Here is a 22,549-nt window from a genome sequence, read left to right on the forward strand (position 1 = left end):
TTCAAGTCCCGTTAGCCACCCCAGTAAAATCAAGGGAAAACGGAGCACCGGAAACGGTTTGCCCACATCTTGCCCACATCGAGAGGTCGTACTAGCCGAACGGAACACGCACGTCGCGCGGAATCGCGCAGAAGTGAGTGACCAATGGCAAGTGTTGACAGACGTATTTCCGGCTCCACGGGGGCCGAGACGTTCCGGGTGCGATTCCGTGTGGACGGGAAGCAGCGGCAGGAGAGCTTCGAAGATCCTGCCGGGGCGTACGAGTTCAAGGATCTCGTCGATCAGATCGGTGGCCGGGCCGCACTGAGCGTGCTCGAGCGCCGCCGGCAGGGCGCGAACGCCGCTCCGACGCTGCGCGCGTTCACCGCCCGATACCTCGACGCCGACTCGGGGATGCTGACCGGCATCGAGCCCGGCACTCGCGCCGGCTACGTCGCGCAGGCGGAGATCTCGTTCCTCCGCGTGCTGGGAGAGATCCCGGTCGACGCGATCGAGCGCACCGACGTCGGCCGCTGGGTGGCGTGGCAGGAGAAGCAGCCGTCGAAGCGCCGGAAAGGCGAGACGGTCGCGGCCAAGACGGTGAAGAACTATCACGCCCTGCTGTCCTCCGTGCTAAAGGCCGCCATGGATGCCAAGCTCCGCGACGACAACCCGGCCTACAAGATGCGGCTCACCAAAGGCCAGAAGCGCCCGAACGTGTTCCTCGCCCCCGAGCAGTTCCACACGCTCCTGCACTTCGTCCGCCCGCACTACAAGCCGCTCGTGTTCTTCCTCGCGTCGACCGGGATGCGGTGGGGCGAGGCGACGGCGCTGACGTGGTCGGATCTCACCCTGTGGACGAACCCGGCGACGGCGCGCGTCGACAAGGCGTGGAAGAAGGCCGCGAAGGGCGCACCGCTCCTCGGCATCCCGAAGTCGTCGCGCGCGAACCGCACGGTGTCGATGCACGCCGCGCTCGTGCGCGGGCTCCCGCCCCGAGGCGACGCCCCCGCCGACGCGCTGATTTTCGTCGGGCCTCAGTCCGGCACCCGAATCTGGTATCCGCGGTTCAACGCGTCGACCTGGAACTCGGCCGTGGCGAAGGCAACGGACCGAGAGCTCTGTGAGTCGCTCGGCTTGACACCTCTGCACCGTCGCCCCACTCCACACGACCTCCGTCACACGCACGCGTCGTGGATGATCGCGGCCGGCGTTCCCCTCCCCTACATTCAAGCGCGCCTCGGACACGAGAGCATCACGACGACGGTCAACACGTACGGCCACCTCGTGCCCGACGCGCACGAGCAAATGGCCGTGGCGATCGCGCAAACGCTCGACGTCGGCCATGCCTCCCCCGCCCTGGACGCGCTCGACGAGCAGCGCGCGCTCGACGCCGCGGCCGACGGCGAGGGGCTCGACCCGGACGTGCTCGAGGCGAGTGCCCTCGAGGTGTACGACGCAGGCGGCGACGACGACGGCGACTGGGAGGTGTCGGAATGACGCTGCGGGTTATCCGTGATTCAGGTGCGGCTCTTGACCGGGAGGCGTTGCAGCAGCGGGGCAACGAACTGGCGACCCAGATCAAGCGGTCCGCTGCGGACGCGATCCAACGGTCGATGATCCCCGACGTGTTCACGCGAGGAGAGCAGCTGACCCGGGCTCGGATGCTTACTTGGCGCAGTCAAGCCGCCGAAGCTATCAAGGCGTGGCAGCAAGTGGACGGCCTGATTTAGCGAGCTGCTCATGGAGATCGACAAGTCGACAGCGGAGGAGATGCGCGGCAAGAAGCTCGTTGTCGTTCCCGACGGCTCGGGAAAACCGGGCCGCTTCACCACCAAGTACGTCGATGCCGCCGAATCGGAAGATGGGAGCGGCCCCCAGTGATCTGCGTGTGCTGCGGGCGTGGAAACCCTAGTGTCCGCACCGGAGGCGGGCCGATGCATTTCTCATGCTGGGAAGAACACCACTCGGACCCGACCGGTGAGTGGCCACGAGGTCACGTGTGCGTGGTGGTGCGAGTTGAGTAAACGGTAGGCAGGCGCCTGTGAACGACGAAAAGCCCCCCTCTCCCAGTTCGGGAGAGGGGGGCTTCGTCGTGCTCGGGTTACCGCTGGCTTCGGGCGGCGTACATGTCCTGCCACTGCTCGTGAGTGAAGTCCGCGGGGTTGAGGTCGATCATCTCGGGAGCGATCACGAGGTCGGCCTTGGCGTAGCCGAGGATCGCGCCGATCAGGGTGAGCGACGCGCCGATCACCGGCGTCGCGGACTCGAGGTTCACGCCGAACTCGGTCGCCACGGCCACGATCGTCACGGCCGACACGGACGTCAAGATGAACACGGCCACCTTCGACGCGAGCTGCGCCGGCGGGAGATCGAGCAGCTTGTCGCGCTGCACGTACGCGGCGACGGACGAGAGCCCGCCGACGATGAGGGTCGCGAGCGTCGGGGAGATCGTCAGATCCCATCCGAGGATCGCGCCCGCCCACTGCAGGGCGCCGATGAGCGCGGATGCCGTGAGGCCGGTGGCGAGGAATGCGATGAGCTTCGGTGCGAGCGCCTTCGCGCTGCGCCGGATCGTCTCGAGAGTCACTGTGGTGCTCCTTCTTCCGCGGGTGCGGTGTCGGTGGGGAGGCAGACGATCGCCTGCCGGGGGGTGGTGGTGCCGTCGCCGTCGAGGGTGAGCACGGTGGCGAGGGTCGGGGCGAACGCGTCAGGGCACGCGGGACCAGGCGGCCCGGCGGGGCCGGCCGGGCCGGGCTGGCCGTCGGCACCATTGGCGCCGTTCGACCCGCTCGCCCCGCTCGACCCGTCCGACCCGTCGCTTCCATCAGCCCCGTCCTGGCCTGCCACACCCGCCGCCCCTGGCTCGCCCTGCACGCCGGGCTCGCCGGCGGGGCCGCGCGGACCGACCTCGCCGACAGGGCCGCTCGGTCCAGAGATCACACGCGGGTCGACGCCCGTCGGCTCCTGCCCGGCCGCGAGCAACTGGTCGTAGAGCTGCTGCGCGTTCTCCTGGCTCGTTCCGAGTGCTGCAGCGAGCTCACTCACCTGATCGTGCAGCTCTCCTCGCTCCTCCTGCGCGGCGTCGAGGCGAGCCGTCTGCGCTTCGACGTGCGCGGCCTGCGCCGCCAGCGCCACACCGACGCCCGTGAGCGCGGCGAGCACGAGCGCGACGACGGCGGCGACGAGGCCCCACTGGGTCTTCCGTCGCCGGAAGACGGGCGGCTGCGTGACGATCGTGCTCGTGGTGATCGGTTCCGGATTGGGGTCGGTCACGAGGCTCCTCCTCCGCTGGACTGCAGGGCCGCCACGACCCATCCGATGATGAGGGCGGCGATGGGTGTTGCGAACATGCCGAACACCTGCCAGCGCCGGTTACCCGCCTCGCGCTCGCGCTCGTTCTGCTCCTGAGCTCGGGCCTCGGCGAGCGTGCGCTCGGCGAGCAGCCGCGCGGCCGTCTCGGATGCCAGGGCGGCCTTCTGCTCCGCCTGCTCACGCACGAGTCGCTGGAAGTTCTCGTTGACGCGGTTCTGCTCTTGCAGGAACGCGTCTCGGGTGACGAGGTTGTCCAGGCGCACGTTGACGCGGGCGAACTCCTCGCCCACCTGTCGAAGGACGAAGTCGACCCACGGTGGGATATCGCCGTCAGCCACAGGTGCTCCCGGTGTTATGCAAATGGGTGCATGGGTGTGCCACGATCGGGTCTCCTCTATTCAGTTATTTGGTCGTCGCTCAGGAACACCCCGGCGTCCCGCTCGAGATGAGGGGACGCCCGGGGTGTCGTCGTGCTGGGTGGTGATATCCGAGACGGAATGAATCGACCGGGCTGTCACATACAATCGGGCGCATGGGGAACCGCATTGGTAGAAGCTTTGTGCACGATGGATCGCACGTCTGGAAGATCGCTGGCGTGGTCGTCCTCGCGGCGGTCACACTCAGCTTTGCCGGGTTCGCGCTGGTACAGCGACAGGCTCCCGTCTCCCCGACGGCGCTGTACACCCCGCCGCCTGCAGGCGAGGTCGCACCTGTCGAGGTGACGGACGTCGCCGTAGTCGGGGACTCATTCACGGGAGGCTCTGGGATGGACAGCGGAGCGCCCGCGCGCTGGCCCGCCAACCTCTCCGGCTTCTCGGTGACGACCTATCACGAGGGCGGAACCGGATACGCCGCGACCCTCGACTCCGCCGACGGTCCGAGCAATTTCATGACCCGCGTTGAGCAGATGCCCGCCGACGGGGTCGACAACCTAGTGTTCTTCGGTTCGATCAACGATGGCCGCCTCGGATACCAGGCGACCTACGACGCCGCGGCGGCGACGTACGCCGCAGCGCAAATTAAGTGGCCGGATGCGAGAATCCTCGTAATCGGCCCTGCCTCTCCGAAGTGGCCCGTGCCCGCCGAGTTCACTACATCACGAGACGCTGTCCGCGATGCGGCTAGTTCGGCGGGCGTGGCATTTTTCGACCCCATTGACGCCCGGTGGTTCGAAGGCAGCCCGGAGCTGATCGGCTCCGACGGAACACACCCGACCGACGCCGGGCATGCATACCTCGCTCAGCAGATGGAGGCGGTTCTCGAGCTGCAGCTCTTAGGCTAGACGAGCGCCGAGTTCGCCCGCATCGCGGCAAGCACTGTCGCAATCTCGACACTGGTGAGGACGCGGTCCCATCGGATGCGCTCTACCCACTCGGACTGCACGACGCCGGTCGCGAGCGACGAGGAGGGTGTGGATTGACCGCCTGCGAATGCCGCGCCGACACCCGGTCCGGTGAGGGAGCCCGCGCCGACGAGGGTGTCGTTGATCTGTAGGAACGAGCTCGCACCGTTGCCCGAGTAGATCGCCACTACCCAGGCAGTTCCTCCCGGGGTGGTTGTTGATCCGTTTGTCGAGGTTGTCCCCGCCCCCGTGATCGAGAAGCTCCCGTTCGCGGCGCGGGAGAAGTTGTACGCGTCGTCCTGGAACACGATCTTGTTGACCTCTGGCACTCGGATGAGCGCCGCGATTGTGAAAGGTGTGCCGACCGTGGCGGATCCGTCCGACAGCTTGCCTCCCGTGCCGTCCTGCAACGCGCGGATGAAACGCTCACCCCCGGTCTCCTGGATGGTGAACTGCGTGTCATTGGACTCGACCCGCACAAGCGGGGCTCCGCCGACGAGGTCGGGAACGCTCGTGACGATGTCACCGACCGACCCCGGAACCTTCGACGCGAGGTATCGGTGCGCGTAGTCGTTCGCGCCCACCGAATATGCGGCGAGGACCGAGAGGCTCAGGACGCCTGTCGATGTCTGGTAATCCACGCTGCTCGGCAAGAACGTTGCCGTCAGGGTGCGACTGCCGGCGTTCGACAGGACAGCGCCCGTGAGCGTCGCGGACCCCGCGGAGACGGCCGCAGTCCCGAGAATGGTCGCGCCGTCCTTGAACTGAACCGTTCCGCCCGCACCCGACGGCACGACGGTCGCGGTGAGGTTCACGGCATCACCGATCGTCGGGTTGCTGTTCGACGAGGCGAGCGTGGTGGTGGTCGGCGCGCCGGAAGGCGCAGCCGCAGACTGCGTCGTCACCCGCAGCGCGCCGATGGAACCGAACACCCGCCGTGCGATCTTGCTGTGACCGCTCATCTTCGGGTGCGCGTTATCGCTGCCGAGGTCAGCCGGGACGATCCACGCGTCGTTCGTCGTATCCCGGAGCGGGTCGACGAACTCACGGCCGGCGAAGAGAGCCCCGGCGCGGACCGCCTCGTTGACGAGGCCGTAGTCCGTGGGAACTCCGCCCTTCGTGTACGGAGGCATCGGTGGGCCGACGACGATCACTCGAGGCACGGTGGAGAGCCCGTCGATCACCGACTTCACCGCGGCCTGCAGCTCGGTCGAGTACCCCGAAGCCCATGCGAGATCGTTGATTGATCCGAGGACGATCACGACGTCGGGCGCGTACGCGACAATCGACGCGACACGGCCGGAGTACGGCCCCTTGCCCGATACCGGTCCGTGACCCACAGCAGTGGCGAGATACCCGCTGCCTCCGATTCCGAAGAGGGCGAACTCCGCCGCACCGAACATGCGCGCGGCCTGCGCGGCCCACGTGTCGATGCGCGTCGCACCGTCAGAGGGTGAACCCGCTCCGTCCGTGAAGGAGTCGCCGAGGAAGGCAATCCGGAGGCCTGCGGGGCGTGCGGGCCGAATGGGTGCCAGACCGGACGGGAGGCGGACGCCTCCGAAGAGGTTACGGGTCGGGTTTTCCCACGTGATGGTGCGAACCTTCGCGCTGGGGAAAGTCAGGAGCATGTAGTGCTCGGCTGCGGTCGTGAGGTTTCCGAGCGCCTGCGACTCGAAGGTGACGGGCTGGCCGTCGACCCATAGGCGGTATCGGTTGCCGGCGGACTGGGGCGGCTTGAAGGATATCTCGACGCGGTCGGTGTACGGAGTGAGGAAGTGAACGCGGCATACGAAGCTCCCGACGGTGCCCGCCTCGCTCGGCCCCGCGGGCACGTAAGGCACCTGGGCGAACGACGCGGCGATCGACATCGACGGCGTGCCGTCATAGCGGAAGTGAGTGTCGCCCGCCATGTCTACAGCCGTGGCGTCGCCGCTTTTCGCAGCGGGCCGCGTGGTGGTGCCGGAGCTGAACGCAGAAGCGGTCGAGACGGCAACGGTCGGGATATTCGGAGCTGCGGCGAGCTCGAAGACGCGATCGAAGACTGCCTCGGCACCCTCACCCGAAGATCCGATGAGGGACGCAATCTTGTTGGCTAGCTCTGGTGATTCAGCGATCTTGGCTTCGATCCACTCTTCGACTTTTCCGTCGAGAGCCCCAGTTTCAGTGTCCGTGAGGACCATGCGAATTGCCATGTGATACTCCTTCCCGACCGTCAGGCGGTGAGTTCGTTGACGACGAAGTCGTCGATGTAGCCGTACCCGTCGGCGCTGGCACCGTTGAGGCGGATGCCGGCGCGGCGCGCGGTGAGGACCGCCGATTCCTGGCTGATGAGGGTGTACGTCTCGACGAGAAGGTCGTCGATGTAGAGCTCGATCTTCCCGGCCGAGGCCAGCTTCCGCGCGGTGAGGGTGTGAACCTCCCCCGTCGCCCACATGACCGAGTTGGTCTTGCCGGCCTGCATGGCTCCGCCACCCGACGCGATTCGGTACAGACGCACTGAACCGTTGTCAGGGGTGCCCCAGAACATGAAGTTGGCGGCGTCGACCGCGATGATGACGCCGGCGCGAGACGAGTTGCCCGCGATCACCTTCGCCTTCACCTCGAACGAATCCGATCCGACCGGCACCGAGGCGAACGCGTTGGTGGAGGTCGCGCGCACTCGACCCGACTCGATGGTCGGAGGCGTGGCGGATGCCGCGCTCCACGCCGCCGAACCGACGGGCGTCGAACCGAGCGCTCCGTTCGGGCGGGCGAAGTCGTCTGACACGGTCGTCTTCCACGTTCCCGGGATCGGCGTCGGGGTCGGGTCCGGGTCCGGGGTCGGGTCCGGGGTCGGGTCCGGGGTCGGGTTCGGGTTCGGCGTCGGGGCGACGATCATGTCGAACGCCCACCACCACTGCATGAGCGCGTCGGTGGGGAACGGGATCTCCGCGTCGATCTTCGCGACGGTATCGAGCATGCTCCCGTCGATCATCCATGCACCGGAGAGTGGCGCCGGTGCGGAGCCCGCGGCGATGATGGTGCTGTTCTCGACGAGTTCCATCTTGGGCACGACCTTGCCGACGAGCTTCGAGTCCTTCGCCTTGAACAGTGGGTCACCGTTGAAAGTGACCGGGCCGCTCGGCGTCGTCGCACGGTCGCTACCCAGCGGGTAGCGGAGGAAGGTGCGCGTGCCGCCAATGAAGATGGTGTTCTCGAGGCTTCCGCGCGTGCCGCCCGTCGTGATGAACGTCGCGTTGGTCGACCCGAACACTGCCGTGTCGCGGAAGTGGATGCCGTCGAAGGCACCGTTGCCGGATAGCTGGATCGTGTCGCAGTGCGCGCTCGACCCGGCGGCCTTGTAGGTGCCAGCGATGTAGCAGCCGTCGAGGAGGACGTTGTAGATGTTACCGCCCGTGCCGAGGCGGAATGCCATGCGATCTTCGTCGCGCATTCCCTGCAGAGGCGCGACGCACTCGACGAACTCGACGCCGTCCGTGGGTCCCGCGGTCGACGTGATGTTGAAGAAGCGGCCCTTGGACCAGCCCCAGGCGACGTCCTTCGAGTTGGTGAAGACCACTCCGAAGGAAGCGCTTTCCGCGACTCCCAACCCCCAGGGGCAGAAGCCGAGGAACGTCACCCCTGCGATCCCGTGCAGTCGGGCGGATGCCGTGTGCTTGATCGAGAACGCGCCTTCGAGCGGGGCGACGAGGATGCGCGTCTTCCGGCCCGTACCACCGACGTTCTGCAGCGCCGGCGTCGAGGTCGACCCCGCGCCGTTACCGCCGAGCGTTCCGCGCTTGACCCAGATCACGCACTTGCCGTTGGGGTACTTCGCCTGAGCGACCTGGATTGCCTGACCGATATCCGCCCACGAACACTCGACCACGACGTTCGAGTCCCACCCAGCGGTGTCCGACGGGCGGGGCGTGCGCGACGGGAAATGCGTCCCGTTCGGGCCAACCGAGGGGACGCGACCGGCGCTTCCTCCGGGGCTCGGGTTGACCGGCCCCGTGGACGCGGCGACCGAGCCCTCGAACTTGACCACAGAGGTGCCGAACTGGTTCTTGGCCTGGACCGTCACCGAGTACGCGCCACCGTACAGCGGGGTGCCCGAGATCACGCCTTCGGGCGAGAGCTGCAGACCGAGGGGCAGAGCGCCGGCGTACACCGACCACGTGATCGGCCCGGAGCCGGACGCGCTCAGCCGAGCGCTGGCGGGGACGCCCTGGGTGAGCGTCAGCCCCGAGGCCCCCTGGATGATTGGCGCGGTGCCGGCGGCGACGACCTTGCCGCTGAGCAACTGCACGTCGGCGTCGACCGCGTTGGTCGCGGTGACGGTCAGGGTGTAGTCGGCGGCGGTGATCGGCTTGCCCGTGACTCGACCGGACGCCGACATTTCGAGGCCCACGGGGAGAGAGCCAGCGGAGATGAAGTAGCTGCTTGGCGTGCCGGTTGCGACGATCTGCACATCGACCGCGACACCGACCGTCATCGGACCGAGATCCGTGGTCAGAATGACCGGGGCCTCGTTCTGCGTCGGCGGAGGGGCCGAGCCCACGGCGACGATCAGGCCCATGCCCGGGTTCTCCGGGTCCTGGACAAGCTCGAGCCCGGACCCGCTCAGGTCGAAGATCAGGCTCGACGTCTCGGCGTGGAGAGCGGATCGCTCGTCGCGCATGAGGCCGGCGGCGATCGCGTCAGTGGTGCCGCTCGCGGCGGCCGCGCGGTCCGCGGCTCGAGCCGCGTCCGCGGCGAAGCCGGATGCCTTGGTGGACGCCGTGCCGGCGTCGCTTGCTGCGCTGCGGGCCTCGCTACGCGCCCGCTGCGCCTCCTCGACGAACACGGTCACCGACGTCATGGGAGTGAGGGCGTTCTCGGACTTGATGATGACCTGGGTGATGCCGGCGGGCACCTTGAAGTCGGGGAAGACGCCGTCGCCGTTTGCCTGGATGACGTCGCCGTCGAAGCGGATGCCGGTCATGCCGGTGACGGGGAGCGGCTGGACGAACGCGGTGTCGCTCGCGTCGTAGACGCGGCCCCGTGCGTTGCGGAGCGGCGTGCGGGTGCGAATGTCGACGGCGAGCATGCCGGGGAAGTAGCCGACGATCTCAGCCATACGGGGTGTCCTTTCGGGAGTGCGGACAGACGTCCGACGCGGAGGCGCGCGGACCCCGCGCGCTGGCGGAGGTGGCGGCGCGCGGGGTAAGGGCTGGTGGCGTCAGGCGCGGAACGCGCCGAGCAGACTGGCGATGATGAGGCCGCACACGGTGAAGCCCGAGGCGGCGAGGATGCCGGCGGTGCCGTAGGTGATCGCGTCGGCGGCGCGAGCGCTGAGGCGTCTTCGCCGCCTGGGAGGTCGCGGCGGGGGTGCAGTGGGCCGGGCGAAACGACGCCGGGCGGCAGCGTTGTGCACGCTGCCGCCCGGGAGGGTTTCGTCGTAGATCACGACGATCTGAGGTGTCTCAGAGGATGCCGTCGACCGCACCCTTGAGCCCCTGGATGCTGGCATCCCACTTGAACTCGATGACGGGTGCGTCGCCGCCCTTGATCGCGTTCGCGCCGAGGATGACGGCGCGGGGCTTGGCGTTGCCCTGAGGGATGACGAGGTACCAGGGGGCGTTGTCCTGTTCGCCCACGATCGCGTAAAACATGTCGGGGTACTCCTTCTTCTTGGGGGTGGCCGCGGGGTCCGCGGGGCTGGGGGTGGATGCCGTGCTCGGCCGGACGATCGCGTGCTCGAAGTCGAGGGTCGTGCGGTACGGCAGGCCGATGCGGGCGCGGCGGGTGACGTGCAGGTGCGGCGCGTAGTGCCGGTCCTTGCCGAACCCGGACGCCCCGGAGAGCGCGATGCCGAGCTGCCCGGCTCGGATGCGGGTGTTCACCTTGACGGTGATCTCGGCGAGGTGAATCCAGTCGATGACCTCGCCGTTGTCCATGAGGAACGTCAGCCGGCGGCCTTCGGGTCCGTCGTTCGAGTGGTCGACGCCGATGACACGGCCGTCGCCGGGGGCTCGGAGATCCGTGCCGTAGGCGGTCTTGTAGTCGGTTCCGGGTTCCGCGCTGTCTCGCGCGAGGTGGGCGTCTCTGTCGTCGGAGACGCCGACGTCAGCCGGGGTGATGTAGGACATGGCCGTTCCTTTCTCGAGCCGGGTCAGAACGCCCGGATGATGTAGTTGAGGGCGAGGAAGGGCTGCAGGTTGTTGTGCCAGCCGTCGCCTCCCTCGGCGACGACGCGTGCTGCCTGGGCGCCGAATCCGCCGCCGAACCACGGGGCGTAGCCGGCGGTGTTTCCGCCTGATCCGCCGCCGTTCGTGCCCGAGAGTTGTCCGCCGTTCGGGCCGTCGATGTAGTGGCTGTGGCTCGGCATCTCGTTCTTCGTGAGGCGATGCGCCTTCTCTCCGCCCATGGCGCTGAGGGGGAAGTCGGGGTCGCCCGGGTCGACGCCGATGACGACGCGGCCACGCATGTTCGGGATCGCGAAAGTGCCCTCCGTCGCGCCCTTCTTCCAGGGCTCGCCGATGGTTGCGTACAGCGCGGGGTAGTCCTTCTGCAGCACCGTGCGCCCGTCGCACACCAGCCAGCCCGAGGGGGGCGTGGTGCCCGCGAACGGCATTACGGAACCGATCGGAGCCATGCCCGATTCGCGCACCCACACCGGCTGCGAGAACCGGTCGAGCACGCATTCCCACATCGTCGAGTCGACGCGGATGCGCGTCCCGACGCGGGTGAGGTACTGCAGGACGAGCTCGTCGACCGCGAAGCTGCCGCCGTCGCCACCCCAGACACGAAGGTCCCGGAACTCGACCACCTGCGACTGCCCCGCCTGGACTCGCGCGAGAGCGATCGGCTGGTCGTCGACCACCCCGAACGAGTTGGACCGCGGAGGGATCGAAGCGGCCTCGGTCGGCCCCTGAATGCAGTCGAAGTACGACTTGTTCTCGGCCCAGTTGCGGCGGACGATGATGAGCCACCACCGGGAGCCGCTGCTGGGCGCCGGGAGCGAGAGGGACGCCTCTGCCGTGGACTGATCCATGATGCCGAGCCCGAAGCCGCTGCCCGGGGCGATGCGGACCTCTCGGTCCGCGGTGCCGGCCGTGACCTTCCAACTCGCGGCGTTCAGCACGCCGTAGCGGCGTCCGCCGGCCTCGGTGGTGAGTACCGACCACTCGGCCTCGTTGATTGTGCCCTCGTAGCCAGCGCTCGTGGGGATGAGTACGGGCATGGTTACCTTCTTCCTGCGTCGCGCTGCGTCTTGGCGAGGCGCGCAATTTGAGCGGCGAGGACGGCGTTCGTCGACTCGGTCACTTCGCCGATGCGGGGAGTGACGAGTACGCCTTCCTCGACGGAGTCGGTGATGCCGACGCCGATCTGTTGTTCTCGGTCGACGGGGCCGACCTGAACGCGGACCCGGTCGCCGACGCGGTAGGTCTTGCCGAAGCGGAATGCGTTCGTCTCGGCGAGGACGGAACTGACGCCCGACGTGATGCCGGCCGCGGCGAGCGTCTCGCGCCCCTCCACGGACAGGTCGCTGCCCTCCTCGGAGTTCCGCGCATCCTGGAACGACTCGATGACGTCGCCCCAGTCGGCTTCCAGTGCGGGGTCGCGGACCTCGGCGAACTCGCGCTCGACGCCCTCTTTCCGCCCGCCCACGATCACGCGAGTCGCAGTGGGCTCGACACGCTCGTAGGTGTACGAGTCGGAGATCCCGGACTCGTGTGTCAGCGTGCCGAGGATGAGCTTCGACTCGCGGACGTCCACGTGCACGCGGTACGCGTCGTCGTAGGCGAGCACGACCATGAGGTTGTGCTCGGTGAGAGCCGGCAGAAGCTTGTCGGCGAGCGGATGGAATCGGAGCTGCGCGGTCGCCGGCTTGCCCAGACCACGTGAGGGCTCGACCGTCCACGGCACGCCCAGTCGCACGAGGTTCGCCTCGAGCGCCGCCTTGAAGTTCTCCTCGGATGTGCCCGAGTAGGTCGCGTATTCGACGTTCTGCGCGGTCACCTCGGCGGTCGGGACCGGACGGCCGTGCCAGTGCCACAGCTTGCGAAGGTCGCCGCGGACGCCCGCCGTCACCTTGCCCCGCGGCCCCGACCCGCGGAGCTCGTGCACGATGCCTCGGAACTGCTCCTCTCCCCGGAACCAGACGGCGCACCGCGCGCCCTTCTCGGAGATCGCGTCGATCGCGACGTGGCTGTCGTCGATGGTGAAGGACGACGTCGGGATGACGTTGGGGTCCATGTCGGCCGCCGAGTCGACGCCGGCGAACTCCCGCTTGTATCGACCCGTGCGGTCGTAGACCACGAAACTCAGACCGTCGATGACGACCTCCTCAGAAAGCTCGGAAGAACAGGGGGGTGTGGCGGAAGCGGATGCTGCCCTCGCCGACGGCGGAGACGAACAGAGGGACGCTCTCGCCGGGCGGGACCGGCGCCCAGCGCTGCAGCCCGAGATCCTCGGTCACGTCTGAGCCGTTGAGCGTCGCCGACGGCGCACGTGGATCGGTGTCGATGACGAGCACGTCGTCGTCGTTCATGGGGAACGGGATGACGTTGCGGATCTCGCCGACGCCGAGGGTGATGTCGGTGAGCGGGCCACGGACGTCCCACGTGCCGTAGGCGTCCACGTCGCCCGGGTTCGGAATGTCCGCCCCGCCGAACGTCGAGGACGACGAGATATGCAGCGGCGGCCCACCGAAGAACGGCTTGGAGTTCGCGCTCTGCCACGGGCCGCGCTCGATCGGCTCGCCCTCCCAGAACGGTTGGTGCGCCTCGAGGGCGACGCCGTAGAGCTGCCACCCGGTGCGGAACGGGTCGTAGCTGTACTTGTGAGTGCTGTCGAAGACGCCCGTGCACCGGAGGCTGCGCACCTGCTCGCCGGTGTCGGCGCGCCAGACGCCCGCGTTCTCGGGGTGGATGCTGTCGAAGAAGTCGCCCATGCGCTTCGCCCACTCATCCGAGCCGTCGGCCCAGACGAAGATCGGCCAGAACACCTCGCGAGCCTCCGCCCGCCACCCGCGGGGCCGGTTGCCCGGGACCCCGCGGGAGGAGGAGGAGTACTTCGTGATGCGAGGGGTGTGCAGCCCCTCGAGCCCCTGCGCCGTGAGCAGGATGCCGCCGGCGCGGCGGGTGAGATCCCACCGCTCCCCGCTCGGCCCCTCCCAGGTGAGGGCGAGGCCGCGCCACAACGTCGCACCGGTGGGTGCGCCGACGGGCGGGGATGCAAGCGCATAAGGCGTCATCAGGTGACCTCCGTAGTCGGCAGAGCGCCCGTGCGGACGATGCTGCGTCGTTCCTTCTTGTCGATTTCCTCGGCGATCTCCTCGGCCGTCTCACGCGTCGTGAGCCCCTGCAGGACGTAGGTCTTCGACCCCTGCCCCTGCGCGGCGCGCGCGGACGCGTCCTGGTCGGCCTTCGCCTTCGCGGATGCCGCGATCGACCGTGCCGCGTTGGCGCTTAGGTCGATGCCTGCCCCGATCTCGCCGTTCAGCCCTGTGCTGAACTCGTCGCGGATCGCGGCGGCCATTCCGGCGACGCGGGACTGGACGCGACCGAAGCCGCGCTCGAGCCCACGCTGGAAGCCGTCCATGATCCAGCCACCTGCCGGCACGAGAAGCTGTCGGTCGTACGCCTCCGGTCCCTTGTTGTCGCGAATCCAGGACGCGATCCCTGACACGAACGTCTTGACGCCCTCGTACGCGGATTTGAGGCCGCTGAGGAATCCGCCCATGATCGACGAGCCGGCCCCAATGAGGAGCCCCCACGGGTTCGGGATTGCGCTCCCGACGAGCCCGACGAGCCCGCCGAAGACGCCGCTCACTTCCCACTTCCGGCCCTCTGCGCCGCTACCGAAGCCGCCCATGGCGTCGCTACCGCGGCCGGTCAGCCACATGTTCGAGCCGCTGGTCGCGCTGGTGAGGTTGCCGTTCAGCCCCGAGAAGACGCCCTTGGTCGCCTCGGTGCCGCCCTCTGCGCCGCTTCGGAAGCCGCCCATCGTCTCGCCACCGCGGCCGAGAAGCCACGTGGATGCCGCCGACATTGCGTCACCGAACGGCGTCCCGAGCGACGCGAACCACCCGGCGATGCCAGGCTTCTGCCCCTCAGACCCGGTCTTGAACCCGAGCATGGCGTTCGTGCCCGAAGACGTGAGCCAGGTGCTCGTGTCGCCGACCGCGGCCTCTGTCGTCGGCCTCAAGCTGGCGAACGCGGTCGAGATCGCCGGCTTGCCGTCGTTGAACCCCGACATGAAGCCCGAACTCAGCCGCGCGCCCGCTCCCCGGCCGACGTTGCCGCCGGACTCGTTGAGCGTGATGCCGAGCCCGGAGAGGTTCGACTCGATCTGAGAGAGAACGCTGGGGTCGAGCGTCTTGAGCTGCGACCACATCGCATCCGCGGCCTCCTGGCCGCCCGTCTCGAACTTGCTCCGGAGCTTGCCCGTCCACTTCGACGCGAGGTCTTCGGGGATCGGGGAGAGACTCGGCGTCACCGACAGATCGATGCCGTCGACCTCTGCGGCCCACGTGAAGAGGTCGCCGATCCAGGTCGGCTGCTTCGCGATCTCACGCACCGCGTTGTCGAGCACGTTGTTGTCCCAGATGAAGCTCAGATCCTTGAGCCCCTGGAACCCGGCGGTCGGGATTGCCAGGAGCGCTGCCGACAGGTCAGCGAGGGGCTTGAGCGCGTCCGCGAGCCCGGTGAGGGCGCTGACGAGCGTGGGAGACAGTGCCGTGGTCAGCGATTCCATCGTGGGAGCGATGCCGTCGAGTGCCGTTCCGAGCGCCTCGAACGTCGTCTGGATCGCAGGGCCGAGCGCCACGACGAGATCGTTGATCGGCGGGGCGACCTTGTTCACGAAGTTGTCGACCGCGGTCGTCAGCCCGGGCGTCACCCGTTCGACGACGCCCATGAGCGAGTCGACGGAGGGGGTGAGCTGCGCGATCGCGTTGGCCGCGGTGGGCAGGACGTTCTCGGCCAGGTTTCCGAGCAGCCCGAGGAACCCGCCGAACGTGTCGGCGATGGGATGCAGGGCGGGCTTGATCCCGTCGAGAGCGGCGGTGAGCCCGCTCGAGAAGTCGTCGAGCCCCTTGGCGAACACGGGCGTGTTCAGCGCGTTCGCGATCGCTTCGACGAGTCCACCGAGGAACTCGCCCGACGATCCGATGAAGCGCTCGATCGGGCCGGACAGATCGGCGATCAGCCGGCCGATGCCCTTGATCGCCTCGCCGAACGCGTCCATGGCCGCATAGGAGCCGCGGAAGACGGCGGAGAGCCCCTTCTGGAAGTCGGCGCTCTTGACCGTCTGCTCCCATTGCTGCATGAGCTTGGCGAAGCCCTCGAGCCCCTCCGAGCCCGCGGCGGCCGCGGCGGTGTAGATCCCCTCGAAGACGCCGGCGATTCCCGTGGTGGCGTCCCACAGGTCGTACATCGAGTCGATCGCGCTTTCCATCCACGCTCCGAGGCGACCGTCCTTGGCGATCGCCTCGAGCCACGCGTCGAAGGTGTTGGCCTGGCGGACGAACCACGCGGCGAGACGCGGCGTGTACTTCGCGGCGATCTCGGACAGCGAGACAATCGCGCCGGCGAACCCGCTCGCGCCGGTGCCGAGCACGCGCCAGCCCTCGGCGATGCCGCCGAAGATCGCCTCGAAGCGACCCCCGCCGAGCTCCTCACCGAACGCCTTCGCGAGCGCGCCGGTGAACTCGCCGACACCGTGCGACAGGTCGCGGAACGCGTTCCGCATCTGTGGCATGAGGCCGTTGACCAGATCGAGGATCGGCTGGCGAGCCTGATCCCAGTAGGTCGAGTTGATGATCTCGCCGATCTCGTTCATGCCGTCGGCGAGCGGCTCAAGCTGGTTGCCGGCGTCCTTCCACGCGACGATCAATGCGGTGAGCGATCCGATCGCGTTGAGCGCGAGGCCGGGGAGCACGAGCAGGGCGGGCGAGATCGAGAACAACCCTTGGCCGACGCTCACGAGGCTGCCGACGGCCGCGCTCAGTCCAGCGACGATCGACGTGATGCCCGTGGTCGCGGTGAGGATGCTGGGGAGGTTCTTGTCGAGGTCGCGGAAGAACTCGCCGAGATCGTCAGCCCACTGCCCAGCGAGACGGGCGCCCGAGAGGGCGGCGAACGTGGATGCCACGGCCGCGACGGATGCCTTGTCGGTCTTCGCGAAGAAGGTCACCATGCGGTCGCGGGCGGTGTACCGGAGCTGCGCCGCGGCGGCAGCCGTCTGCGGGTTGACCGGAACGTCGACGCTCTTCCCTTCGGCGTCGTCGATCATCTTGTGGACCTCGCGCTTGAAGTCCTCGGCGTTCTTGACGTGCGCCTCGATCCCGACGCGCACGGACATTTCGTCGAACTGCGCCTGGATCGACTTCCGCACGAGGGTCTTGTTGACCTTCGCGCTGTCGACGGTCGCCTTGACGTAGGCGTTGATCCGAAGACCCTCGACGCCGTTGAGCTGCCGCTCGAGATCCTTCTTGACGGCCTCCTTGTCGAAATCAGCGCCGTCGACCTTGATGCGAGCGCGCACCGTGCGGGCGGCGTCGTTCAGTTGCCGACGCGCGTCCTTATTGAAGTTCTTGGTGTCGGGGACGACGCGGATGGATACTCGGCCGATGTTCCGGCCCGGATTAAACGCCATACGCGCCGCCCCCTATTCAGTTGTCAGCCGACGAAGAAGTCGGCCAGTGATGTTCCGTGCATGAGATCGGCGAGCGTCTTCGGCTGCTCCGCCTCGGCGGCGGCTTTCGCGCCCGGGTACTCGATGAGGAGGTCGCTGATCTTGACGTCCTTCGAGAGCCCGGCGACGAGCCCGGCGATCAGGTTGTGCACGCGGGCCGTGAGCACGGCCTGCGCGTTCCACCCCTGCAGTTCGCTGGCACCACCTCGGAGCGCGAAGACTCGCGAGTCGGGGATGAGCGCCAGGTGCTCGGTGAGGAGGTTGATGCGGTGGGCGTCGACCTTGCCGCGCCACACGTCCTCGAGGTCGAGGGTGTAGAACTGCTGCAGGTCGGCGGTAAGGGCTCCTTGAGCGTCGAGTTCGTCGATCAGCTCGCGGAGCCGCGCGATTCCCCCAGTGCGTTCCGGTACTCGACGTAGAGGGCCATGAACGTCTCCTCGTCCTTGCCCTCGGACCAGTCGCTGTACGCCTCCGGGTCGTCCGCGATGGACTCCGCCCACTCGTCGATCGAGACGACGAACTCCTGCAGCTTCTGGAAGTCCTCGATATCGGCCGCGTTGGTGAGGTCGTAGTCGAGGTTCTCGCGGTCGAACGCGCCCGTCTTCACGGCCTCGAGGGTGAGGTTGTGGAAGTTGTTGCGGTGCCGGATGCGGAAGCGGTGGGCGGGGCGGAGATCCGGCATCCCGTCGAGCAGTTCGGCGCGGAGCTCGGCCTGGTCGAGTCGGTCTTCGACCGCCTCGGACGGCGTCTGCGCCGTGGGCTCCTCTGCGGCCTTCGTATCGACCTCGGCGGGCTCGACGACGGGGGCGGGCTTCGCCTTCGTGGAGCGGGCGGAGGCGGGGCGGGCGGGGGTGTTCTTGGCGGGGGTGGCAGCAGCCATGGGTCGCAGACCTTTCGTGAGCGTGCGGTGGATGAGGGGCAGACCGATGAGAGGGGGTGGGGGCCGCGGGCGGGTCTGCGGTCTGCACCCGCGGCCCCGGCTGGATGGGTCAGGCCGTGGGAGCGGCGAGCCCGGTCTTGAAGATCTCGAACAGGGACGGACGGCCGTCGACTGCCGGGATGACGTCTTCGTCGGCCGCGAGGATCGAGCCGCTCAGGGGCAGCTCGAAGAAGTTCGCGGTGTCGACGGACGGGGCGTCGCCCAGCGTGATCTCCGTGTTGGGGAGCCAGAAGCCGAGCGAGCCGGTGGAGTCGCGGAAGTACAGGAAGATCGCGACGTTGAGAGGGGCGGGCGTGGTGACGCGGTAGCCGCCCGTGGCGGGGTTGAAGTCGCCGTTGAAGGCGAGGTCGAGGTTGTCGTTGTCGAACTGCAGGGCCGACGCGGTGAAGCCCCACGACACGGACCCCGTCGAGACGCGGACCGCGTCGGCGAGGAAGGTGTCGAGCGACTCACGCTCGCCGCCCTCCTTGTTGAACGCGATGGTGTTCTGCTTGGACGTGTGGCCGAGGTTCTTCCACGGGGCGGGGCCGTCGGAGAGCAGCTTGAAGCCCTGCGGGCCGAGGGGGTTCGTCGGGGGCAGGGTGTTCGCCGGGGCGAAGAAGACGGTTCCGTGCGCCGGGATGACGAGGCTGGTGCTGGATGCGGACACGAGGTTCCTCCTGGTGGTTTGCAGACCCTCCCCGCAGGCGGCGGGGGCAGAAGGATGGATGGGTGGATCAGTAGGCGCGGACGAGCAGGGTGAACGTGCCCTGGTAGTGGACGACGATCTTGTTGACCATCGACACCTCGCCGGACACCTGCACGAATGCGTTCAGGTCGTCGAGGCGCTCGACTGCGCCGACGCCCGGGACGATGCCGGCGTCGGGGTCTTCACCCCAGCCGGTGATCGCTGCGTACAGGTACGCGGCGACGTCGAATGAGTCGCGGGGCGGGGCGAAGATGTTGACGACGAGCGTCGCCGTCCACAGGTCGGGACCGGCCCCGTCCTGCGCGATGTTGGCGGAGTGGGTGACGAACGGGATCTCGTCGAACGAGTCGACGTCGAGGTCGGATGCCACGGTCGCCGACGGCGGGGCGTCGTCCGCGAGGAGCGTTTGGAACAGCAGCGCCGCGTTCAGCAGCTTCGCCACGGCGTCACCTCACCCTTCCGAGCGCGTTGGTCATGATGTGCTTGCCGGGCACGAACTTGGCGGGCTCCCACTTCACGCGGCGGGAACCCTCGACGCGGGTCATCACGCCGTCGCGGACGCGCGCGAGGTGCCCCCACTCGATCGACGCGGCGGCCGGGTCGTCGGCGACGATGAGGCGGTCTTTCACGCCGCGTCCGGTGCCGATCATGCCGGGGACCGTCTTCATGTGGAGCTTCGAGAGGTAGGCGCCGGTATCGACATGCCGAGCCGCCTCGACCTTCGCCGCGATGAGCACTCGCCCGGAGATTCGGGAGAACTCCGCCGAGTCGCCCGCGATCTGCGCCGCGGTCACTCGGTTCCGCTGGAAGAGGAACACCGAATCAGCCATCGTCGTCTCCGATCCATCGAATCGTGACGCGCCAGTGGGACGTCTTCCGGCTGAACTCGAAGTGCTGCGGCGCGCCGACCGTCTCGTACTTCTGACCGTCCTTGATGACGAGCGAGAGCACGTCGCCGGGCCAGTCCTTCGCGTAGAGCACGAGCATGTCGACGATCTGCAGGCCGAGCGTCTCCTGCTCCTCCGCCGCCGACCAGTCGCGCACCGGGACGACGGACACCTTGACCTGTCGGCGGGGTCCGATGATGCGCTCGGTGATGCGCTGCCCGCTCTTGTCGCGGACGGTGCGGCGCTCCTCGAGTTCGACGCGTCCCCGCCCGAGGATGCGCCGGCTCACCGGGTGCGCCCCGGGTGGTGACGGCCGATGGTGGCGGTGCCGATGACGGTGGACTTCTTGGGGTTGGGGTTGGAGCCGGTGAGATCGTGCACGTCGTCGTCGGAGAGCCAGATCGTGCCGGACGCCGCGTGGGGGTTGAACTTGTAGCTCACCTGCGCGCCGCCCTCCTCGGTGAACCCGTCGATGTTGCCGAAGACGCGGGATGCCACGCGCACGACGATCGCGTTGTAGCGGCGGAGGGTGAGCCGGCCGGACTCGAGCCGCGCGGCGACGGCCGTGCCGTGGCGGTCGGCGATCATGTCGACGACCTCCCCGAGCTTCCCCTCGAGGAAGGCGGGGGTCAGGTCGTCGATCTCGCCGGCGTAGTGCTTCGGGATCTCGTCGATGCTGACGTCGGGGAGGGTCGTCGCCATGGCTTACTCCTGCTCGTCTTCGATGAGGGCTTCGAGTTCCTCGTCGGTGGTGTTCTCGTCGAAGTCGGTGATGCCGGCGGCGCGGGCGCGCTCCTCGAGAGCGGGGCGGCCGTCTTCCTCGCCGGGCTGGCCGGCCTCCCCCGCGGGTTCTGCCTCGGCGGCCTCCGCGGCGGCCGTGGCCGCGGCGACGTAGTGCGCGTTGATGCGCTCAACGAGCACCGGCTTGGTGCCGCTCTGGTCGAGGTCGAGGGTCTTGGCGATCGCGCGGAGCTCGTCGGCCGACTGTTTGAGCGACACCTCGGGAACGTCCACCGACTTGTCACCGGGAGGCGTCTGCTCGCCGGGCGGCGGGGTCTGGGCGCCTGCGGGCGGCGTCTGCCCGCCTCCGGGGTTCTCGTCGGCCGTGTCGGCATCCGCGCCGATGAACAGTCGGGGGTTGGTGATGTTTGCCCACTCGGGAACGGTGTCGCCGGGGCGGAGCGTGACGGGACGCCCGTTGTGCATCAGGTGGACAATGCCGGACGTGATCTTCCGAGGCTGGGACATGCGGACCTCCGTGGGTCGAGGAAAGTGAGGGTGCGGGGGCGGAGCCGAAGCCACGCCCCCGCGGATGCCGCTCGGGTCGGTCAGACCTTGAGGACGGCGGTGTTGTTGGCGGACGACAGAACCGGCAGGAGGATGCCGGTCACGCGGACGTCGAAGCCCTGCGGGTCGTCGGTGGGCAGCGCGCCGGCGAACAGGCCGGGAGCCTCTTCCGAGGTGATGCCATTGGACGAGTCCATCGACTCGGCGGTGACGCCGATCTGCGCGGAGCCGAGCTGGCCGCCCGACGAGAGGATGACAGCGTCCTCGGAGAAGACGGGCACCTCGTCGCCGTTCGTGTCCATGACGGTGTCCTCGACGACGATGAGGTTGCCGAGGTTGAAGTCGCGGAACACGGTGCGCACGTCCTCCTGCGAAACCATGTCGGGGAGGTCGGTGCCGCGGCGCATGGCGCGCTTGATGACGCTCGTGCTCCGCTGCAGGTGGCTCATCGACAGGTCGCTGAGGCGTACCTCGGAGACGCGCTTGCCGAAGACCCGCTTGAGCGCCTCGACATCCTCGAGCGGCTTGGCCGTGGCGTACGAACCCCACGGGCTTGAGGCCCAGGCGCTGAGGTCCACCTTGCGTCCGAAGTCGACCGAGAACTGCAGGCCACGCTCCTGGACGGTGATCTTGCCCGTCTCGACGGCCTCGGCCGCGGCGAGCACGAGGCGGTACGCGATCGACTGCGCGTTGCGCTCGGCGTACTCCTCGAACTTCCGGCCGATCGCGTCGTTCTGGCCGTACATCGAGAGCTGCTGGAACTCGTCGACGTGCAGGCGGATCGAGGTCGGGGGCAGCTTGCCGCTCGCCGTCTCGCCCTGGCCGACGGTGTTGACCATCGACGGGGTGTTGAACGAGCGGAACTTCGCCGCCGCGGGAAGCGGCGACTGCCCGACGACGAACGAGTAGTCGAGGGTGAAGTTCTCGACCGCGGGCAGGAGCCCGGCGATCTCGAACGCCTCGTACGCCGCGTCGAACGCGCCGCGCGCGACGCCGGTGAGCTGCGCGGGGGTGCGGAATCCCTGGTTGTAGGGCATGGATCAGTCCTCGATGTAGATGAACGAGCCGGTGAACTCCGCCGTGGCGACGGCGGCGCGCTGCGCGGCGATGGGCAGGTAGGCGATCTCGATGACGCCGTGCTTGAGCACCGCGCACGTCGCCTGGTCGGTGAGCACGACGCCCGAGTCGTCGTTGAGGTAGCCGTCGAGCGTGTGCCCGGGGGCTCCCTCCGCCGCGCCGGGCTTGAACGGGCCGTAGCGCTTGCCGGTGAGCTTCGAGAGCGCGGTGCCCGAGGGGACGATCGCGCCCTTCGCGACCACACCGGCGAAAGCGGCGGGGTCGAGAGTGCCGGGGATGGTGACCTCCTGTCCGTGGCGCTGTGCGCGCCAGCGGGTGTCGATCTTCTCGCCGGTCACCTGCTTGGTGATGCTGAAATCAGTCATGTCGAC

At 68.3% G+C, this 22,549-nt stretch carries 25 protein-coding genes; 4 read left to right on the forward strand and 21 right to left on the reverse strand.

Going from position 1 to position 22,549, the window contains the following annotated elements:
- The first annotated feature begins 198 nt into the window (after nt 1-198).
- From MT347_RS18485 to MT347_RS16250, 3 genes are read left to right on the forward strand one after another with little or no spacing between them, the layout of a single operon-like run.
- On the forward strand, nt 199-1,479 hold the full coding sequence (locus tag MT347_RS18485; protein WP_243502423.1) for a site-specific integrase: 1,281 nt from the start codon (nt 199-201) through the stop codon (nt 1,477-1,479).
- Nucleotides 1,476-1,712: a hypothetical protein gene (locus MT347_RS16245; protein ID WP_243502424.1), complete on the forward strand. Its 237-nt coding sequence runs from the start codon at nt 1,476-1,478 to the stop codon at nt 1,710-1,712. The genes MT347_RS18485 and MT347_RS16245 overlap by 4 nt, the downstream gene beginning before the upstream one ends.
- 10 nt (nt 1,713-1,722) lie before the next feature.
- The gene (locus MT347_RS16250; protein ID WP_243502425.1) at nt 1,723-1,863 is read left to right on the forward strand and encodes a hypothetical protein; all 141 of its coding nucleotides are present in this window, start codon (nt 1,723-1,725) and stop codon (nt 1,861-1,863) included.
- 220 nt (nt 1,864-2,083) lie between these two features.
- Here MT347_RS16250 and MT347_RS16255 read toward each other — a convergent pair whose 3' ends face one another.
- From MT347_RS16255 to MT347_RS16265, 3 genes are read right to left on the reverse strand one after another with little or no spacing between them, the layout of a single operon-like run.
- On the reverse strand, nt 2,084-2,569 hold the full coding sequence (locus MT347_RS16255) for a hypothetical protein (RefSeq protein ID WP_243502426.1): 486 nt from the start codon (nt 2,567-2,569) through the stop codon (nt 2,084-2,086).
- Entirely contained in the window at nt 2,566-3,255 is a 690-nt protein-coding gene (locus MT347_RS16260) for a hypothetical protein (protein ID WP_243502427.1), read from the reverse strand. The genes MT347_RS16255 and MT347_RS16260 overlap by 4 nt, the downstream gene beginning before the upstream one ends.
- A complete protein-coding gene (locus tag MT347_RS16265; protein WP_243502428.1) occupies nt 3,252-3,632 on the reverse strand; it encodes a hypothetical protein in 381 nt (126 codons plus the stop codon). The genes MT347_RS16260 and MT347_RS16265 overlap by 4 nt, the downstream gene beginning before the upstream one ends.
- A 194-nt stretch (nt 3,633-3,826) precedes the next feature.
- Here MT347_RS16265 and MT347_RS16270 point away from each other — a divergent pair, with 194 nt between their 5' ends.
- Nucleotides 3,827-4,576, forward strand: a complete 750-nt coding sequence (locus MT347_RS16270; RefSeq protein WP_243502429.1) for an SGNH/GDSL hydrolase family protein — start codon at nt 3,827-3,829, stop codon at nt 4,574-4,576.
- Here the strand turns inward: MT347_RS16270 and MT347_RS16275 are convergent.
- The 18 genes from MT347_RS16275 to MT347_RS16360 all read right to left on the reverse strand — a co-directional run bounded on the left by MT347_RS16275 (nt 4,573) and on the right by MT347_RS16360 (nt 22,543).
- Nucleotides 4,573-6,828 carry a GDSL-type esterase/lipase family protein gene (locus MT347_RS16275; protein WP_243502430.1) on the reverse strand — a complete coding sequence of 752 codons (2,256 nt, stop codon included), beginning with the start codon at nt 6,826-6,828 and terminating at the stop codon, nt 4,573-4,575. The genes MT347_RS16270 and MT347_RS16275 overlap by 4 nt on opposite strands.
- A gap of 20 nt (nt 6,829-6,848) precedes the next feature.
- Complete coding sequence (locus tag MT347_RS16280; protein WP_243502431.1) at nt 6,849-9,734, reverse strand: hypothetical protein; 2,886 nt, start codon at nt 9,732-9,734, stop codon at nt 6,849-6,851.
- Nucleotides 9,735-9,836: 102 nt separating this feature from the next.
- The gene (locus tag MT347_RS16285) at nt 9,837-10,064 is read right to left on the reverse strand and encodes a hypothetical protein (RefSeq protein WP_243502432.1); all 228 of its coding nucleotides are present in this window, start codon (nt 10,062-10,064) and stop codon (nt 9,837-9,839) included.
- A gap of 16 nt (nt 10,065-10,080) precedes the next feature.
- The gene (locus MT347_RS16290; protein WP_243502433.1) at nt 10,081-10,746 is read right to left on the reverse strand and encodes a M23 family metallopeptidase; all 666 of its coding nucleotides are present in this window, start codon (nt 10,744-10,746) and stop codon (nt 10,081-10,083) included.
- Between the two features lie 23 nt (nt 10,747-10,769).
- The gene (locus tag MT347_RS16295) at nt 10,770-11,840 is read right to left on the reverse strand and encodes a phage tail protein (RefSeq protein WP_243502434.1); all 1,071 of its coding nucleotides are present in this window, start codon (nt 11,838-11,840) and stop codon (nt 10,770-10,772) included.
- Nucleotides 11,841-11,842: 2 nt separating this feature from the next.
- Nucleotides 11,843-12,919, reverse strand: coding sequence for a siphovirus ReqiPepy6 Gp37-like family protein (locus tag MT347_RS18490; RefSeq protein ID WP_243502435.1), 1,077 nt, complete (start codon nt 12,917-12,919; stop codon nt 11,843-11,845).
- 28 nt (nt 12,920-12,947) lie between these two features.
- A complete protein-coding gene (locus MT347_RS16305) occupies nt 12,948-13,856 on the reverse strand; it encodes a hypothetical protein (protein WP_243502436.1) in 909 nt (302 codons plus the stop codon).
- Nucleotides 13,856-17,260: a hypothetical protein gene (locus MT347_RS16310; RefSeq protein WP_243502437.1), complete on the reverse strand. Its 3,405-nt coding sequence runs from the start codon at nt 17,258-17,260 to the stop codon at nt 13,856-13,858. Before MT347_RS16310 ends, MT347_RS16305 begins: the two co-directional genes overlap by 1 nt.
- 23 nt (nt 17,261-17,283) lie before the next feature.
- Complete coding sequence (locus MT347_RS16315; RefSeq protein ID WP_243502438.1) at nt 17,284-17,595, reverse strand: hypothetical protein; 312 nt, start codon at nt 17,593-17,595, stop codon at nt 17,284-17,286.
- Nucleotides 17,596-17,666: 71 nt separating this feature from the next.
- Nucleotides 17,667-18,179 carry a hypothetical protein gene (locus MT347_RS16320; protein ID WP_243502439.1) on the reverse strand — a complete coding sequence of 171 codons (513 nt, stop codon included), beginning with the start codon at nt 18,177-18,179 and terminating at the stop codon, nt 17,667-17,669.
- 109 nt (nt 18,180-18,288) lie between these two features.
- Nucleotides 18,289-18,888 carry a hypothetical protein gene (locus MT347_RS16325; RefSeq protein ID WP_243502440.1) on the reverse strand — a complete coding sequence of 200 codons (600 nt, stop codon included), beginning with the start codon at nt 18,886-18,888 and terminating at the stop codon, nt 18,289-18,291.
- A 67-nt stretch (nt 18,889-18,955) separates the two neighbouring features.
- On the reverse strand, nt 18,956-19,369 hold the full coding sequence (locus MT347_RS16330; protein WP_243502441.1) for a hypothetical protein: 414 nt from the start codon (nt 19,367-19,369) through the stop codon (nt 18,956-18,958).
- 4 nt (nt 19,370-19,373) lie between these two features.
- Nucleotides 19,374-19,757 carry a DUF5403 family protein gene (locus MT347_RS16335; RefSeq protein WP_243502442.1) on the reverse strand — a complete coding sequence of 128 codons (384 nt, stop codon included), beginning with the start codon at nt 19,755-19,757 and terminating at the stop codon, nt 19,374-19,376.
- Nucleotides 19,750-20,103: a hypothetical protein gene (locus MT347_RS16340; RefSeq protein ID WP_243502443.1), complete on the reverse strand. Its 354-nt coding sequence runs from the start codon at nt 20,101-20,103 to the stop codon at nt 19,750-19,752. Before MT347_RS16340 ends, MT347_RS16335 begins: the two co-directional genes overlap by 8 nt.
- Complete coding sequence (locus MT347_RS16345) at nt 20,100-20,516, reverse strand: hypothetical protein (protein ID WP_243502444.1); 417 nt, start codon at nt 20,514-20,516, stop codon at nt 20,100-20,102. Before MT347_RS16345 ends, MT347_RS16340 begins: the two co-directional genes overlap by 4 nt.
- A gap of 3 nt (nt 20,517-20,519) precedes the next feature.
- Nucleotides 20,520-21,062 (reverse strand): SAP domain-containing protein, encoded by a 543-nt coding sequence (locus tag MT347_RS16350; protein ID WP_243502445.1) that lies wholly within the window; start codon nt 21,060-21,062, stop codon nt 20,520-20,522.
- A gap of 80 nt (nt 21,063-21,142) precedes the next feature.
- Complete coding sequence (locus MT347_RS16355; RefSeq protein WP_243502446.1) at nt 21,143-22,138, reverse strand: major capsid protein; 996 nt, start codon at nt 22,136-22,138, stop codon at nt 21,143-21,145.
- Nucleotides 22,139-22,141: 3 nt separating this feature from the next.
- Nucleotides 22,142-22,543, reverse strand: coding sequence for a hypothetical protein (locus MT347_RS16360; protein WP_243502447.1), 402 nt, complete (start codon nt 22,541-22,543; stop codon nt 22,142-22,144).
- Nucleotides 22,544-22,549 lie beyond the last annotated feature (6 nt).

Source organism: Microbacterium sp. VKM Ac-2923, assembly GCF_022815605.1.
Taxonomy (GTDB): Bacteria; Actinomycetota; Actinomycetes; order Actinomycetales; family Microbacteriaceae; genus Microbacterium.

Coding starts and splice junctions, on each gene's coding strand:
- MT347_RS16280 (WP_243502431.1), bottom strand. CDS start 9,734: ATGGCTGAGATCGTCGGCTACTTCCCCGGCATGCTCGCCGTCGACATT.
- MT347_RS16245 (WP_243502424.1), top strand. CDS start 1,476: ATGACGCTGCGGGTTATCCGTGATTCAGGTGCGGCTCTTGACCGGGAG.
- MT347_RS16275 (WP_243502430.1), bottom strand. CDS start 6,828: ATGGCAATTCGCATGGTCCTCACGGACACTGAAACTGGGGCTCTCGAC.
- MT347_RS16350 (WP_243502445.1), bottom strand. CDS start 21,062: ATGTCCCAGCCTCGGAAGATCACGTCCGGCATTGTCCACCTGATGCAC.
- MT347_RS16305 (WP_243502436.1), bottom strand. CDS start 13,856: ATGACGCCTTATGCGCTTGCATCCCCGCCCGTCGGCGCACCCACCGGT.
- MT347_RS16355 (WP_243502446.1), bottom strand. CDS start 22,138: ATGCCCTACAACCAGGGATTCCGCACCCCCGCGCAGCTCACCGGCGTC.
- MT347_RS16360 (WP_243502447.1), bottom strand. CDS start 22,543: ATGACTGATTTCAGCATCACCAAGCAGGTGACCGGCGAGAAGATCGAC.
- MT347_RS16290 (WP_243502433.1), bottom strand. CDS start 10,746: ATGTCCTACATCACCCCGGCTGACGTCGGCGTCTCCGACGACAGAGAC.
- MT347_RS16295 (WP_243502434.1), bottom strand. CDS start 11,840: ATGCCCGTACTCATCCCCACGAGCGCTGGCTACGAGGGCACAATCAAC.
- MT347_RS16310 (WP_243502437.1), bottom strand. CDS start 17,260: ATGGCGTTTAATCCGGGCCGGAACATCGGCCGAGTATCCATCCGCGTC.
- MT347_RS16270 (WP_243502429.1), top strand. CDS start 3,827: ATGGGGAACCGCATTGGTAGAAGCTTTGTGCACGATGGATCGCACGTC.
- MT347_RS16320 (WP_243502439.1), bottom strand. CDS start 18,179: ATGGCTGCTGCCACCCCCGCCAAGAACACCCCCGCCCGCCCCGCCTCC.
- MT347_RS16250 (WP_243502425.1), top strand. CDS start 1,723: ATGGAGATCGACAAGTCGACAGCGGAGGAGATGCGCGGCAAGAAGCTC.
- MT347_RS16345 (WP_243502444.1), bottom strand. CDS start 20,516: ATGGCGACGACCCTCCCCGACGTCAGCATCGACGAGATCCCGAAGCAC.
- MT347_RS16335 (WP_243502442.1), bottom strand. CDS start 19,757: ATGGCTGATTCGGTGTTCCTCTTCCAGCGGAACCGAGTGACCGCGGCG.